This window comes from Sphingomonas gei (assembly GCF_004792685.1).
In the GTDB taxonomy this organism is placed as follows: Bacteria; Pseudomonadota; Alphaproteobacteria; order Sphingomonadales; family Sphingomonadaceae; genus Sphingomonas; species Sphingomonas gei.
Window position 1 is genome coordinate 495,256 of sequence record NZ_SRXT01000001.1, and the last position, 14,408, is coordinate 509,663.

Genomic DNA, 14,408 nt, shown 5'->3' on the forward strand with positions numbered 1-14,408 from the left:
GCGTGCATCCTGGGGAGAGGGCGATGCGGCGACGTGTGATCCTGTTGCTTCCGGTATTGTTCGCCTGCAGCCACTGCGCGGGCCCCGAACCGTCGCCTTCGCCGGTTCCGAGCAGCGAGGGCCCGAGCGACCCTCCTCCCAAGGCCCTGCCGCGTCCGCCCGACCCGTCGCCTGCATCTGCCGGGCCCGGAGACCCCATCGTGCGCGACGGCCCCCTTGCCTCGGCCGGACCTCCGGCGGAGACGGGGACAGGGGCGGGACGGGTCCCGGCTGTCGCTCGGTCGAGCGATGACGGACTGGTATCCTGCGACGCCGTAGACGATGATGTCTCACCCGCGGATTGCAGCGAGTTCACCCGCCAGAAGGCTCGGCTGCGGCCGGGGATGCTGGCATTCGATCCGCCGGCGAAGATGACCGTGGGCGTGACCTACGATCTGACTTTGAGCATCGGCAAGGCGGCGGACGCCGAGGAAGTGCGCGCCGACGTGCGGCGGCAGGGGCGCCGGCTGGAGGAGCGCCCGCTGCAGGTCGGCGGGTTCATGACCGCGAATCTGACCGGGACGGCGTTCACCATCAAGCTCCAGGGCGACGAAGGCCCGGAGCGCAGATTGGGCGCCGATCGACGCGAGATCTGGCAATGGCAGGTGACCCCCACCCAGCCCGGACCGCAGCGCCTGTTGCTCAAGGTTTCAGCCGATGCGGTGCGTGCCGACGGCAACCGCCATCGCTTCTCGCTGGCGAACCGCCCGGTCGATGTCCTCGTCGAGGTCTCCGCTGCACAGCGGCGCGAGAATCGCGCCAGGGCGATCGAGGAGTCGCTCGGGCGCGGCGCGCGCGTGATGAGTGCACTCGAGAAATGGTTGATCGGGCTGGCGGCCTTGCTCGCCGCAGCGGGTGGGGCGTGGCTCGCGGTGCGCAAATTCGGCAAAGGCAAGGATCCCGCCGCCGGCGACAAGCCGCCGGCGAAACCCTAGCGGCGCGACCCGCCGAACCTCGAATCGATCGCGTAGCCGCCCGCGCCGAGCGTCGCGAAGAGCAGGCCGACCAGGATCAGGCTGGTCGCCGGGTAAGCGGCGCGGATGCCGAGCCGCGCGTCGATCACCGCGACGAGGATGGCGAAATGAATCGCGCAGACCAGCCCGGCCCAGCGCGTCGCGAGGCCGAGCACGAAGCCGACTCCGCAGGCGAACTGCGCCCATACCGAGATCAAGGCGAGCCAGCGCGGCTCGGGAAAGCCGTGGCTGCCGAGGAAGCGGGCATATTCGGCCATGCGCGCGCTGCTCTGGATTTCATCCCAGACGCCCCAGATCAGGAAGGCGCCGACGACCAGGCGGGCCACCAGCAACGCGGCATCGGAATTGCCTGCGAATCCCGCGGATCGACTGCGCCTGAATGCCATGTTCGTTCCCTTTTTGCCGCGCCCGCGCTAGCGGGGTTTGCCCGCGTTTGCGACTGCTCAATTGCGGGGAAGGCGCCAGTTTCCGGTTTCCATCCAGCGCAGCATCGGCTTGAGCGGGGTGATCCAGATTATGCCGAGCACGACATAGATCACCAGCTGGACGAGGATCGGCAGCGCGCCGATCTGGCTGGAAAAGCTGGCGACGATCACCACCCAAACGAGGATCAGCAGCAGGATCGCGAGCATGCCCGCGGGCTTGCGCCAGCTGGCCTTCACTTCTCCGCGTGCCACAACATGCCCTCCTCGGTAATGATCGCGTGCAGCGGCACGTCCCAGATGTCGGCGGGGATAGCCGGAACCTCCTGCACCGACCAGGCGACTCCGACCCGCCAGGCCTTTTCGTAGCGGGCAAAAGCGCGGTCGTAATGCCCGGCGCCCTGGCCGAGCCGATTGAGCCGACGGTCATAGCCGACCAAAGGGGTAAGGATGACGTCGGGCGCGACTTCGGGGCTGGTGGGCTGGGGCTGGCGCAGGTTGAACGGGCCGGCGACCAGCGGCTCGCCGAGCTGCCAGGCAAGGAAGCGGATCGGCGCGGACCGATCGACGACGAAGGGCAACGCCAGCGTGCAGCCCGAAGCGGCGGCGGCGGCGGCGAGCTGGGTGGGATCCGCCTCGCTGCCGACCGGGCAATAGGTCGCGACGGTCATACCGCGCCTGAGTCGCTCGACAAAGGCCTCGGGCGCGAGGATCGCGGTGGAGGATTGGGCAGCGAAGCCGTCGCGATCGGCGCGCAGCCTGGCGCGGAGCGCGGGCTTGTCGAGCATCATGCGGGACGAATGCGGTGGCGGGACCGCCATGGCCGTTTGCCAAAATATCCTCTGACGCCTGGTACGTCAGGTGGGAACCATGTGCCACAGACCTGGATCTGCACAGGGACAGCTCCCATGGATGATGAATAGCCTCAGGGATATGCCTAGGCTCGTACCGGGCAGTTCCCGCCGTAGATGCATGTAGGGGGCGGGAGCGTGGGACGCAACCGACGTTATGCCTCTGCCGCGTCTTCCTCGAGCGCGGCGGCAACCGCTTCTAGCCGGTCGGCGATGCGCTCAAGCAATACCGGCGAAACGCCTTGCGGGGGATTGCGCTGCACGTCGTCGACGAGATCGGCGAGAATCAGTGAGAGGTAGACCAGGGTCCGCTCGGCGTTGAGCCCGCCCGAGGCGCGCTGCGCGGTTTCGGCGTGCTTCTGGAGAATCGATTCGAGATGGCGCAGATGCGGCTCGTCGCCGTCGCGCGCGGCGATCGAATAGCTCCTGCCCGCGATGTTGATGTCGACATCGGCCATCAGTCGGCCTCGACGCTGTTGCTCTCGCGCGCCATCAGCACGTCGAGCGAGGCGACCGCCTCCCCGATCCGGGCGCGCAGCTTGCTATGCCGGCGGGCAAGGCGCGCCGTTGCATAAGCGCGCGCCGCAGCCGCGGTCTCGATCCGCGCAAGTGCCTGTTCGATGCGATCTTCGGGGCTTGGGGCCATGGCTGCCTCGATTAGGCAGCGCGGGGCGGCGCGGCAAGAGTCGATGCGTTCAACCGTCCATCGTTTTTCCAAGGCCTGTGAACGGCTTCGCCGATCGCGGCCGGCGGAGCGGTTGACGCGCGGGCGCGTGCGTCCCAAAGGCGTCGGCGACCAGCAGGGGAGTCCGAGTGACCGTTTCCTTCAGCGACTGCGCCAATGCGATCCGCGCCCTTTCGATGGACGCGGTCGAGGCCGCCAATTCGGGCCATCCCGGCATGCCCATGGGCATGGCCGACGTCGCCACCGTGCTGTTCCAGCGCTATCTCAAATTCGATCCCGCCGATCCCAAATGGCCCGACCGCGACCGTTTCGTGCTGTCGGCCGGCCACGGATCGATGCTGCTTTATTCGCTGCTCCACCTGACTGGCTATGCGCGCCCGACGCTCGACGACATCAAGCGCTTCCGCCAGGTCGGCAGCCCGTGCGCCGGGCATCCCGAGAATTTCGAGATGGAAGGGATTGAGGCGACCACCGGTCCGCTGGGCCAAGGCCTCGCGATGGCGGTGGGCATGGCGATCGCCGAGCGCCACTTGAACGGCGTGTTCGGCAACGATCTGGTCGACCACCGCACCTGGGTAGTCGCCGGCGACGGCTGCCTGATGGAAGGCATCAACCACGAGGCGATCGGGCTTGCCGGGCATCTCAAGCTCGACCGGCTGATCGTGCTATGGGACGACAACAGGATCACCATCGACGGATCGGTGTCGCTTTCATCGAGCGAGGACATTCCGGCGCGCTATGCGGCGACCGGCTGGTACGTCACCGAATGCGACGGGCATGACGAGGACAGCATCGTCGCCGCGTTCGAGGAAGCGATCGACGAGGACCGCCCGGTGCTGATCCGCTGCCGGACGATCATCGGCAAAGGCGCACCAAACAAGCAGGGCACCTCCAAGGTCCACGGCGCGGCGCTCGGCAAGGACGAAGTCGCCGCCGCGCGCGAGACGCTCGGCTGGCACCATCCGGCGTTCGAGATCCCCGGCGACATCCGCGAGGCATGGCTGACCGCAGGCAAGCGCGGCGCGAAGCCGCATTCCGAGTGGCAGGCGCGGCTTGCTGCGCATCCCGACCGGATCGGCTGGAACCGCCGCGGGGAAGTTCCCGCGGACCTGCTCAAGCCCTATGTCGAGCAATTGCTCGCCAACCCGCAAAAGGTGGCGACGCGCAAGGCGTCCGAAATGGCGCTCGAGGAAATCAACACCTTGCTGCCCGAGACGATCGGCGGCTCGGCCGATCTCACCGGCTCGAACAACACGCTGACCAAGCAACTCGTCGCTCTCACCGCGGGCACCTATGAAGGTCGCTATATCTATTACGGCATCCGCGAATTCGGCATGGCCGCGGCGATGAACGGCATGGCGCTGCACGGCGGGGTGATCCCCTATGGCGGCACGTTCCTCGTATTCTCGGACTATGCCCGCGGCGCGATCCGGCTTTCGGCGCTTCAACAGACGCGCGTCGTCTATGTGATGACGCACGATTCGATCGGGCTCGGCGAAGACGGCCCGACGCACCAGCCGATCGAGCATCTGATGAGCCTGCGCCTCATCCCCAATCTCCATGTCTATCGACCGTGCGACACGGTCGAGACCGCCGAATGCTGGGAGCTGGCACTGTCGCGGACCGATGGCCCGGCCTTGCTCGCGCTCAGCAGGCAGAATCTGCCCCAGTTGCGCACCGAAGCGGCCGAAAACCGCTGCGCCCGCGGCGGCTATGCGCTGTTCGAGGCCGAGGCGCCTCGGAAGGTGGTGGTGATCGCCACCGGTTCGGAAGTCGAGGTCGCCGTCGCGGTGCGCGAGGCGCTCGAAGCGCAGGGGATCGGGGCGGATGTCGTGTCGATGCCGAGCTTCGAGCATTTCGAGGCGCAGGACGCGCAGTATAAAAACGACGTGCTGCCGCACGACGCGCTCAAGGTGTCGATCGAGGCCGGGGCGACCTTCGGGTGGGAGCGCTATACCGGCAGCGACGGACTTCGTTTCGGCGTCGATGTATTCGGCGCCTCGGGTCCCTATCTGGGGCTCTACGAGCAGTATGGGCTCACCGCAGGGAACATCGTCCCGCGGATCCTCGCCAGGTTGAACGGAGAACAGGCATGACGAAGGTTGCGATCAACGGTTTTGGGCGCATCGGACGGCTGGTCGCGCGCGCGATCCTGGAGCGTCCGGATAGCGGGCTCGAGCTGGTGACGATCAACGACCTCGCCGACGCCAAGTCCAACGCCTGGCTGTTCTCGCGTGACAGCGTCCATGGCAAATATCCGGGCACGGTCTCGGCCGACGGCGACGACCTCGTCATCGACGGCAAGCGGATCAAGGTGACCAAGGAGAAGGATCCGGCGAACCTTCCGCATGCCGAGAGCGGCGTCGAACTGGTGCTCGAATGCACCGGTTTCTTCACCGATCGTGCGAGCGCGCAGAAGCATATCGATGCCGGTGCCAAGAAGGTGCTGATCTCGGCACCGGGCAAGAATGTCGATCTGACCGTCGTGTTCGGGGTCAACCACGACAAGCTCGAGGCCGGCCACACGATCGTCTCGAACGCATCGTGCACCACCAATTGCCTCGCACCGGTCGCCAAGGTGCTCAACGACGCAATCGGCATCGAGCGCGGGCTGATGACCACGGTCCACGCTTATACCAACGACCAGAAGATCCTCGACCAGATCCATCCGGACCTGCGTCGCGCCCGTGCCGCGGCGATGAATATCATCCCGACCACCACTGGCGCCGCCCGCGCGGTCGGCGAAGTGCTTCCGGAGCTCAAGGGCAAGCTCGACGGTTCGGCGATCCGCGTTCCCGTGCCCGACGGCAGCCTGGTCGACCTGACCTTCACCCCGAAGCGCGACGTGACGCGCGACGAAGTGAACGCGATCCTCAAAAAGGCTTCGGAAGAGGGCCCGCTCAAGGGTATCCTGGTCTATTCGGACGAGCCTCTGGTCTCGATCGACATCGTCCACACGCCGGCTTCGTCGACGGTCGACAGCCTCGAGACCGCAGTCATCGACGGCAAGCTCGTCCGCGTGGTGAGCTGGTACGACAATGAATGGGGCTTCTCGAACCGCATGGTCGACACCGCGACCGCGATGGCGAAGCTTTCGTAACGACTCCGTCACCCCGGCGAAAGCCGGGGCCCAGAGCCAAGAGCGGCGTCGCCCGGGACCCTGGGTCCCGGCTTTCGCCGGGATGACGAAAAGAGGGATAGATGGCGCGCAACTTCAAGACGCTTGACGACATGGGCGACGTCACCGGCAAGCGAGTCCTCGTCCGCGAAGACCTCAACGTGCCCATGGCCGACGGCGCGGTGACCGACGACACGCGGCTGCGCGCCACGGTGCAGACCGTCGCCGAGCTCGCCGACCGCGGTGCGATCGTGCTGATCCTCGCCCATTTCGGCCGGCCCAAGGCTCCGACGCCCGAATTCTCGCTGGCGCAGATCGTCAAGCCCTATGAGACGGTGCTGGGTCGGACGGTGCGTTATGTCGATTGGGAAGGCGCCGCGGCGAACGTCGCGACGCTCCAGCCGGGCGACATCGCAGTGCTCGAGAATACCCGCTTCTTCGGCGGCGAGGAGAAGAACGACCCCGCCGTTGTCGACCGCTTCGCGGCGCTCGGTGACCTCTATGTCAACGACGCCTTCTCCGCGGCGCATCGCGCGCATGCCTCGACCGAGGGGCTGGCGCGCAAGCTCCCCGCTTTCGCGGGCCGCCAGATGGAAGCCGAGCTCGACGCGCTCGACAAGGCGCTCGGCAATCCCGAGCATTCGGTTGCAGCGGTGGTCGGTGGCGCCAAGGTCTCGTCCAAGCTCGACGTGCTGCGGCATCTCGTCGCCAAGGTCGACCATCTGATCATCGGCGGCGGGATGGCCAACACCTTCCTCGCCGCGCGCGGCGTGAATGTCGGCAAGTCGCTGTGCGAACATGATTTGACCGGCACCGCGGAAGAAATCCTCGACGCCGCCGACAGAGCGAACTGCACCGTGCATCTGCCCTATGACGTGGTGGTGGCGAAGGAATTCCGCGCCAATCCGCCGGTGCGCATCGTCAACGTCCACGAAGTCGCCGACGATGAGATGATCCTCGATGTCGGTCCCGCCGCGACCGAGGCGCTCGCCGACGTGCTCAAGAATTGCCGGACCCTGGTGTGGAACGGACCGCTCGGCGCGTTCGAAACGCCGCCGTTCGACGCCGCCACCGTCGCGCTGGCGAAAACCGCTGCCGCGCTGACCAAGGAGGGCTCGCTGGTGTCGGTTGCCGGGGGCGGGGACACGGTTGCTGCGCTCAATCAGGCCGGGGTGGCCGGGGATTTCAGCTTCGTTTCCACTGCAGGCGGTGCGTTTCTGGAGTGGATGGAAGGCAAGGAATTGCCCGGCGTCGCCGCGCTCGCGCGCTGAGGCGCCGGCCGTGCCGTAGATATGGCGCGGTAACCGGGGGCGTGACGCTACGTCCGCCTATAATGGTTCCGATATTGCAGACGATCGTATTTCGTCCGCGCGTTTCGGAAGCCATCGTCCATGCTGAGATCCCTGTCGATTTCCAAGAAGCTCGCTGCGGCATTCGCGGCGATCATGGCCGCGGCGGTCGTGACTCTGGGCTATGTTTTCCTCGTCTCGTCGCACGTCTCGGCGCTCACTGCGACGAACGAGCAAGTCGACAAGGAGCAGGCGCTTTCGGCGCAGGTCGAGAATGCGCTGCTGACTGCGATCGCGGACTTGCGCGGCTTCGCAGTGAGCGGCGATCCGCGCGATGCGGCCGCGTTCGAGAACAGCATGAAGCGCTTCGATACCGCCGCCAAGGCGCTGGCGCCGATGCTGTCCGATCCCAAGGACGCCGCGTTGCTCGAGAAGACGCAGGCGGCGACGGCGTCGTGGCGTCGGACCGCGGCGGATCCGCTGCTTGCGCACATGTCCGAGACGCAGGCGACGCGGATCCACGAACTCGCCGGGAGCAGCGGCGCTTCGCATGCCGTGGAGGACATGACCGATGGCGCCGAAGCGTTGCGCGAAGAGAAATATGCGGCGGTGCAGGCAAGTCTCGAGGAAATGAGCACCGCCAGCCATGACCAGGAATGGGCAATCGGCACCGGCGTGATCGTCATGCTGCTCGTCACACTCGGCCTGTGGGTGCTGTTGCGTGGACTCCTGGGCCGTCCGGTCATCGCGCTCACCGGGGTGGTGAAGAAGCTGGCCGGCGGCGAGAATCGAGTCGACGTGCCGGAAGGGGATCGCGGCGACGAACTGGGCGACATGGCGCGCGCGGTGCTCGTGTTCCGCGACTCGGCGGTGGCCAAGGAGACGGCTGACCGCGCCAAGGCCATTGCCGACGCCGAGCAGAAACTGGTGGTCGACACGCTCGCCGATGGGCTCGGCAAATTGTCGCAAGGCGACCTCACCGCGGAGATCGGCGCGGGCTTCCCTGCGGATTATGCCGTGGTGAGGACCAATTTCAACGACGCGCTGGGCGCGCTGCGCGACCTGATCGGCAGCGTCCGAGACGGCGCCGAGGCGATCCAGGCGGGATCGAGCGAGATCGCCACGGCTTCCGAGGATCTGGCGCGCCGCACCGAGAGCAACGCGGCGAGCCTCGAAGAGACTTCGGCTGCGATCGCGCAAATGGGCGGCCGGCTCAAGGCGACTGCGCACGCGGCGGTGCAGACGGTGCGCAGCGCCGATGGTGCGATGACCGAGGTGCAGGCTGGCCGCGCGATCACCGATCAAGCGGTGCAGGCGATGGGCCGCGTTTCGGACAGCGCCAAGGGTATCGACGATGTGATCGAGGGCCTCGACAAGATCGCCTTCCAGACGCGCGTGCTGGCAATGAACGCCGCGGTCGAGGCGGGCCGTGCCGGAGAGGCGGGGCGGGGCTTCGCAGTCGTCGCCGACCTGGTCTCGGCGCTGGCGATGCGCGCCGAGGAGGAAGCGAAGCTCGCGCGCGAGCAGCTGGTCGCCACGCAGAACGAGATCGGAACCGCCGTTGCCGCGGTGCAGAAGGTCGGTGGAGCGCTGGCCGGGATCGAAACCGGCGTCAGCGACGTGCACAAATTGCTCGGCACCATGGCGGCCGACAATCAGGCGCAGGCCAGCGCGGTGACCGAGATCAGCAGCGCGGTCGCGACGATGGACCAGGCGACGCAGAAGAACGCGGCGATGGTCGAGGAGACTTCGGCGGCATCGCGCACGCTGAGCAACGAAGTGACGGCGCTCGCCCGCCAGGCGGCGCGCTTCAAGGTGTCGGAGGACGGCGGCGCCGGCAATCGCTCCAGCGAGCGGCATTTCGCTTCGGTGCACTGACCAGGGAGCGCGTGTGGCTGGGCGTCGGGCAGACCCGGTTTCCCGTTTCGTTCGACAGACTTGTCTCGTCAGCGTTGTCAGCGGTTCCCGCTTCTTGTGCAGTGCGATAGGGACCTTTGCACACGGCAACGAATCAAAGGGAAGTCATGAGCATCACGCCCGCAGTCCGCGCCATCCTCGCGAACTACGAATCCGACAATCCCGGGGTCAAGGCCAACCTCGCGCGCATCCTGATGCAGGGCAAGCTGGGCGGGACCGGCAAGCTGCTGATCCTGCCGGTCGACCAGGGCTTCGAGCACGGCCCGGCGCGCAGCTTCGCCGTCAATCCCGACGCCTATGACCCGCATTATCATTTCCAGATCGCGATCGATGCCGGGCTTTCGGCCTATGCCGCGCCGCTGGGGATGATCGAGGCGGGGGCCGGAACCTTCGCCGGCCAGATCCCGACGATCCTCAAGGTCAACAGCTCGAACAGCTGGGCGACCGGCATCAACCAGGCAGTGACCAGCGGCGTCGACGATGCGCTGCGGCTCGGCTGCTCGGCGATCGGCTTCACGATCTATCCGGGCGCCGACGATCTGTTCGACATGATGGAGGAGATCAAGGAGCTCTCGGCGCAGGCCAAGTCGGTCGGCATCGCCACGGTGATCTGGTCCTATCCGCGTGGCGGCCTGCTTTCCAAGGAAGGCGAGCTCGCGCTCGACGTCGGCGCCTATGCCGCGCACATGGCGGCGTTGCTCGGCGCGCACATCATCAAGGTCAAGCTGCCGACTGCGCATATCGAGCAGAAGGACGCAGCGAAGGCCTATGAGGGCACTGACTGGTCGGCGCAGTCCGATCGAGTCAAGCATGTCGTCAAGAGCTGCTTCAACGGTCGCCGCATCGTCGTCTTCTCGGGCGGTGCGGCGAAGGGCGAGGACGCAGTCTACCAGGATGCGCGTGACATCCGCGACGGCGGCGGCAACGGCTCGATCATCGGCCGCAACACCTTCCAGCGCAAGCGCGAGGACGCCCTCGCCATGCTCGATAAATTGGTGCGCATCTACAGGAACGAGGAATGACCGGCAGGTGAGCCCGAGCGAACATCCCTATCATCGCAGCCTCGCGCCGATGATGTGGGTGTTCTTCGGGCTCGCCTGCATCGAACTCGTCGTCGTGCATTTTCTGGTGGCGCTGTGGGACTGGCGCGTCGCGCTGATGTTGTCGCTGATCAGCCTCTCGGGAGTCGTCTGGCTGTTTGTCGTTGTCGCCTCGTTCCGGCGGCTGCCGGTGGTCATCGACGACGATGGCGTTGTGCTGCGCGCCGGACGGCTGCGTTCGGTACGCGTGCCGCTTGGCGAGATCGCCGAAATCCGCACGCATTGGGATGGCGAGGAAGTGAAGGGGCGGGACGTGCTCAACCTCGCGCTGATCGCCTATCCGAATGTGCTGATCGAACTCCGCAACGCGCTGCCTGGACGACGGTCGATCCGCCGTGTGGCGCACCGGTTCGACGATCCCGCGGCGTTTCAACGCGCGCTGCTCGCTGCTATTGGTGCGAGCGGCAGGGAGGTCGCGGCAGAATGAGCAGCAATTACGGGCGTCGGCCGGTGCTCGCCGGGCTGGGGCTAGCGCTGATCGGAACGCACGCAGTGGCAAAGGGGACGAAGATGGAAGACCAGATTCCGTTCGGCATGGTCGGCAAAATGAAGGCGCAGCCAGGCAAGCGCGCCGAGTTGATCGCGATCCTCGGCTCGGGCACCGCCGCGATGCCGGGATGCCGGGCCTATCTGATCGCCGAGGATGCCAAGGACGGAGACGCGATCTGGATCACCGAGATCTGGGAGGATGCGGCGAGTCACAAGGCGTCGCTGCAATTGCCGGCGGTGCGCGATGCGATCGCCAAGGGGCGACCGTTGATCGCGGGCTTCGACCTGAGCGCAGAGACGCGACCGGTGGACGCGGCAAGCTTCTGGCGGGGCTAGCGATGCCGGAGGCGACGATGGAAGCGGTGGACGCCTATATCGTCGGCAAGTTGCTGGCCGCCGACCCTGTGCTAGACGCAGCGTTGGAGCGAAATGCTTCGGCCGGCTTGCCCGCGATCGACGTGTCCGCCGCGCAAGGCAAGATGCTGCATTTGCTTGCGCGCATGGCGGGGGCGCGGCGGATCCTCGAAGTGGGCACGCTGGGGGGCTATTCGACGATCTGGTTGGCCCGCGCGCTGCCGGACAACGGGCAATTGGTGACCTTGGAGCTCGAGCCGCACCACGCGAACACCGCGCGCATCAATATCGCCGCCGCCGGGCTGGCCGACCGAGTCGATGTCCGGACCGGTCCGGCGATCGACACGCTCGACGCAATGATCGCTGCCGGCGAAACTCCGTTCGATCTGGTGTTCATCGATGCCGACAAGCAGGGCAATGTCGCCTATCTTAACGCGGCGCTGGCGCTGTCGCGCCCCGGCACGACGATCATCGTCGACAATGTGGTCCGCGAGGGCGGCGTGCTCGACGCCGCGAGCGACGATCCGCGGATTCAGGGCACGCGGGCGCTGTTCGACGCAGTGGCGCACGAACCTCGGCTCGATGCCACCGCGGTGCAGACCGTCGGCGCGAAGCATTGGGACGGCTTTCTGATCGCGCGCGTCACCGGCTGATCTGGCCGATCATCGACTTGAGGGTCTGTGCGTCGTGGATGGCGTGCGCGTCGATGTCGTTGTTGAAATAGGCCCACACCGTCCGGCCGCTGCGCGCCTGATCCAGCATCCAGTCGGCCCAGTCGAGCAGGCGTTCGTCCGGATAGCGGCCCCAATATTTGCCTGCGCCGCCGTGGAGGCGGACATAGGCTGCCGGGCCGATCGCGATCCGTGGGCTCTCCAGCCCCGCCATGTCGTGCGCGCAGAAGCTCGCGCCGTAGCGATCGAGCAGAGCGAACACCTCGTCAGCATACCAGCTTTTGTCACGGAATTCGAAGACGTTGGTTACGTCCTTCGGAATCAGCTGCAAGAAGCTTTCGAGCCGTTCCAGGTTGACGCGGAAGCGTGGCGGGAGCTGGTAGAGGATCGGGCCGAGCACCGGCTGGAGGTGGCGGAAGGGCGCCATCATCCGGGCGATCGGTTCTTCGCAATCCTTGAGCTTCTTGGCCTGGGTGAGGAAGCGGTTAGCCTTGACCGCGTAACAAAAGCCCGGCGGCGCCTGCGCGCGCCAGGCATCGAACGTCTCGGGCTTGGGCAGGCGATAGAAGCTGTTGTTGATCTCGACGGTGTCGAAATGCTCGGCGTAGAAGGCGAACCAGTTCTTGACCGCCAGCTTCTCGGGGTAGAAGCGGCCACGCCAATGGGCGTAGATCCAGCCTGAACAACCGATGCGGATATCCGCCAATCCGGAGCTTACCATGCACGATCCCGAAGACGACCTGGACGCAGACAACGCGCTGGAAGGCTTTGCGGATCAATTCGTTCGCGACAGCCGGCGGCCCAAATGCCAGCTGTACCTGGTCTCGCCGCTCGATGTGACCGGCGGGTTCGCCGATCGGCTGGCGCGCGCGCTCGACGCGGGGCCGGTGGCGGCGTTCCAGTTCCGGGTGAAGGATGTCGACCAGCACGAGGCGGCGCGGCTGGCCGAGCCGCTGCAGCGGATCTGCGGCGACCGTGACGTGGCGTTCCTGATCAACGACAGCATCAGCCTCGCCAAAAGGCTCGGCGCCGACGGGGTGCATCTGGGGCAGGACGACGGCGACCCGCGCGAGGCGCGCGCGGTGCTCGGGCCCTCGGCGCAGATCGGCGTGACGGCGCATGGCAGCCGCCATCTGGCTATGGAGGCCGGCGAGGCGGGGGCAGACTATGTCGCCTTTGGCAGCTTCTATCCGACGACCACCAAGCACGTGCGGCACCGTGCGGAGCCGCCGATCCTGAGCTGGTGGACGACGCTGTTCGAGATGCCGTGCGTCGCGATCGGCGGGATCGCCCCCGAAAACGCACGGCCGCTGATCGATGCGGGCGCGGACTTCATCGCGGTATCGGCAGCGGTGTGGGGTGGCGACGAAGCCGCGGCGGTCAAGGCGTTCGAGGCGGTGCTCGCGGGCTGAAGCAGGACCCGATCGGAAACAAGCGCGTGCGCGTTCGTTGGCGCGCTGAGCTTGTTGATCGGGAGTGGCTGTTTTGCGTAAAATTCTAGGTGTCGCAGCGTGCGCGGCGGCAGTCGCGTTCAGCCCGCTGGCAGCGGCGCCCAAAGCGGACGCCCCCAAGGACAAGCCACCGATCGACTGGACGATCCTGCACGCGCAGGTGATCCTTGACTCGCTCGGCTTCTCGCCGGGGATCGTCGACGGACGCGCCGGCCAGTCGCTCACCGCGGCATTGAAGGGGTTCCAGCTGACACGCGGCCTCGAGACCAGCGGCGAACTCGATCGCGCGACGCTGAGCGCGCTGCACCAATATCGCGCCCGCCGCCCGACCACGCGGGTGACGCTCGACCCGGCGATGCTGCAGGGACCGTTCTTCAATCCGTTGCCCAAGGGCCCCGAGGAACAGGCGAAGCTTCCGACGCTGGGCTATAGCCGGCCGCTGGAGAAACTGGCGGAGATGTTCCACACCACGCCCGAGATCCTCGTCGAGCTCAATCCGGGCGGTGGCGAGATCGCGCCGGGCCGGGCGTTCTTCTTCCCCAACGTCGTGCCCGAATCGCGCGACTATCCAGGCAATATCAAGCCCGAATGGCGCCAGACGCTGACCGACCTCAATGTCGATGCGCGCCAGCCGGCAGGTGATCATCTTGTCGTCGACAAGTCGGAAAAGGTGCTCAAGGTCTTCGACGCGAACGACAAGCTCATCGCGCAGTTCACTGCGTCGATGGGGAGCCAGCACGATCCGCTGCCGATCGGCACGTGGAAGATCAACGTGATCGACACCAACCCCAAGTTCCACTTCAACCCCGACCTGTTCTGGGATGCCAAGCCCGGCGACGAGAAGACGCTGCTGCCGCCCGGTCCGAACGGCCCGGTGGGCGTGGTGTGGCTCGATTTGTCCAAGGAGCATTACGGCATCCACGGCACGCCGGAGCCGCAGAATATCGGTCGCACCCAGAGCCATGGCTGCATCCGGCTGGCGAATTGGGACGCGGCGCGGCTGGCGCTGATGATCAAGCCCGGCGCCAAGGCCGTGTTCCAGGAGTGA

At 66.5% G+C, this 14,408-nt stretch carries 17 protein-coding genes; 11 read left to right on the forward strand and 6 right to left on the reverse strand.

The window, feature by feature from the left end:
• Window positions 1-383: 383 nt before the first annotated feature.
• A complete protein-coding gene (locus E5A73_RS02120; protein ID WP_135962135.1) occupies window positions 384-974 on the forward strand; it encodes a hypothetical protein in 591 nt (196 codons plus the stop codon).
• Here E5A73_RS02120 and E5A73_RS02125 read toward each other — a convergent pair.
• The 5 genes from E5A73_RS02125 to E5A73_RS02145 all read right to left on the reverse strand — a co-directional run bounded on the left by E5A73_RS02125 (window position 971) and on the right by E5A73_RS02145 (window position 2,932).
• Window positions 971-1,399 carry a DoxX family protein gene (locus E5A73_RS02125; RefSeq protein ID WP_135962136.1) on the reverse strand — a complete coding sequence of 143 codons (429 nt, stop codon included), beginning with the start codon at window positions 1,397-1,399 and terminating at the stop codon, window positions 971-973. The genes E5A73_RS02120 and E5A73_RS02125 overlap by 4 nt on opposite strands.
• Before the next feature lie 57 nt (window positions 1,400-1,456).
• On the reverse strand, window positions 1,457-1,690 hold the full coding sequence (locus E5A73_RS02130) for a DUF2842 domain-containing protein (protein WP_276605796.1): 234 nt from the start codon (window positions 1,688-1,690) through the stop codon (window positions 1,457-1,459).
• A complete protein-coding gene (locus tag E5A73_RS02135; protein WP_135962516.1) occupies window positions 1,672-2,223 on the reverse strand; it encodes a 5-formyltetrahydrofolate cyclo-ligase in 552 nt (183 codons plus the stop codon). Before E5A73_RS02135 ends, E5A73_RS02130 begins: the two co-directional genes overlap by 19 nt.
• 218 nt (window positions 2,224-2,441) lie before the next feature.
• Window positions 2,442-2,744 (reverse strand): cell division protein ZapA, encoded by a 303-nt coding sequence (locus E5A73_RS02140; protein ID WP_135962137.1) that lies wholly within the window; start codon window positions 2,742-2,744, stop codon window positions 2,442-2,444.
• Window positions 2,744-2,932 (reverse strand): hypothetical protein, encoded by a 189-nt coding sequence (locus E5A73_RS02145; RefSeq protein ID WP_135962138.1) that lies wholly within the window; start codon window positions 2,930-2,932, stop codon window positions 2,744-2,746. Before E5A73_RS02145 ends, E5A73_RS02140 begins: the two co-directional genes overlap by 1 nt.
• 167 nt (window positions 2,933-3,099) lie before the next feature.
• Here E5A73_RS02145 and tkt point away from each other — a divergent pair, with 167 nt between their 5' ends.
• The 8 genes from tkt to E5A73_RS02185 all read left to right on the forward strand — a co-directional run bounded on the left by tkt (window position 3,100) and on the right by E5A73_RS02185 (window position 11,891).
• Entirely contained in the window at window positions 3,100-5,067 is a 1,968-nt protein-coding gene (tkt, locus tag E5A73_RS02150) for a transketolase (RefSeq protein ID WP_135962139.1), read from the forward strand.
• Complete coding sequence (gene gap / locus E5A73_RS02155; RefSeq protein WP_135962140.1) at window positions 5,064-6,071, forward strand: type I glyceraldehyde-3-phosphate dehydrogenase; 1,008 nt, start codon at window positions 5,064-5,066, stop codon at window positions 6,069-6,071. The genes tkt and gap overlap by 4 nt, the downstream gene beginning before the upstream one ends.
• A gap of 101 nt (window positions 6,072-6,172) precedes the next feature.
• Window positions 6,173-7,360: a phosphoglycerate kinase gene (locus E5A73_RS02160; protein ID WP_135962141.1), complete on the forward strand. Its 1,188-nt coding sequence runs from the start codon at window positions 6,173-6,175 to the stop codon at window positions 7,358-7,360.
• Window positions 7,361-7,480: 120 nt separating this feature from the next.
• Window positions 7,481-9,256 (forward strand): methyl-accepting chemotaxis protein, encoded by a 1,776-nt coding sequence (locus tag E5A73_RS02165; RefSeq protein WP_240699972.1) that lies wholly within the window; start codon window positions 7,481-7,483, stop codon window positions 9,254-9,256.
• Window positions 9,257-9,402: 146 nt separating this feature from the next.
• Window positions 9,403-10,317 carry a class I fructose-bisphosphate aldolase gene (locus E5A73_RS02170; protein WP_135962142.1) on the forward strand — a complete coding sequence of 305 codons (915 nt, stop codon included), beginning with the start codon at window positions 9,403-9,405 and terminating at the stop codon, window positions 10,315-10,317.
• A 7-nt stretch (window positions 10,318-10,324) separates the two neighbouring features.
• Window positions 10,325-10,822: a hypothetical protein gene (locus E5A73_RS02175; RefSeq protein ID WP_135962143.1), complete on the forward strand. Its 498-nt coding sequence runs from the start codon at window positions 10,325-10,327 to the stop codon at window positions 10,820-10,822.
• Window positions 10,819-11,220: a putative quinol monooxygenase gene (locus tag E5A73_RS02180; protein WP_135962144.1), complete on the forward strand. Its 402-nt coding sequence runs from the start codon at window positions 10,819-10,821 to the stop codon at window positions 11,218-11,220. Before E5A73_RS02175 ends, E5A73_RS02180 begins: the two co-directional genes overlap by 4 nt.
• Window positions 11,221-11,237: 17 nt before the next feature.
• Complete coding sequence (locus E5A73_RS02185; RefSeq protein ID WP_240699973.1) at window positions 11,238-11,891, forward strand: O-methyltransferase; 654 nt, start codon at window positions 11,238-11,240, stop codon at window positions 11,889-11,891.
• Here E5A73_RS02185 and E5A73_RS02190 read toward each other — a convergent pair.
• Window positions 11,881-12,630 carry a DUF72 domain-containing protein gene (locus E5A73_RS02190; protein WP_135962146.1) on the reverse strand — a complete coding sequence of 250 codons (750 nt, stop codon included), beginning with the start codon at window positions 12,628-12,630 and terminating at the stop codon, window positions 11,881-11,883. The two genes, E5A73_RS02185 and E5A73_RS02190, sit on opposite strands and share 11 nt — an antisense overlap.
• On the opposite strand from E5A73_RS02190, the gene thiE reads away from it, so the two are divergent.
• Together thiE and E5A73_RS02200 are read left to right on the forward strand one after the other, a co-directional pair.
• Complete coding sequence (thiE, locus tag E5A73_RS02195; RefSeq protein ID WP_135962147.1) at window positions 12,629-13,321, forward strand: thiamine phosphate synthase; 693 nt, start codon at window positions 12,629-12,631, stop codon at window positions 13,319-13,321. The genes E5A73_RS02190 and thiE overlap by 2 nt on opposite strands.
• A 73-nt stretch (window positions 13,322-13,394) precedes the next feature.
• Entirely contained in the window at window positions 13,395-14,408 is a 1,014-nt protein-coding gene (locus E5A73_RS02200) for a L,D-transpeptidase family protein (RefSeq protein ID WP_135962148.1), read from the forward strand.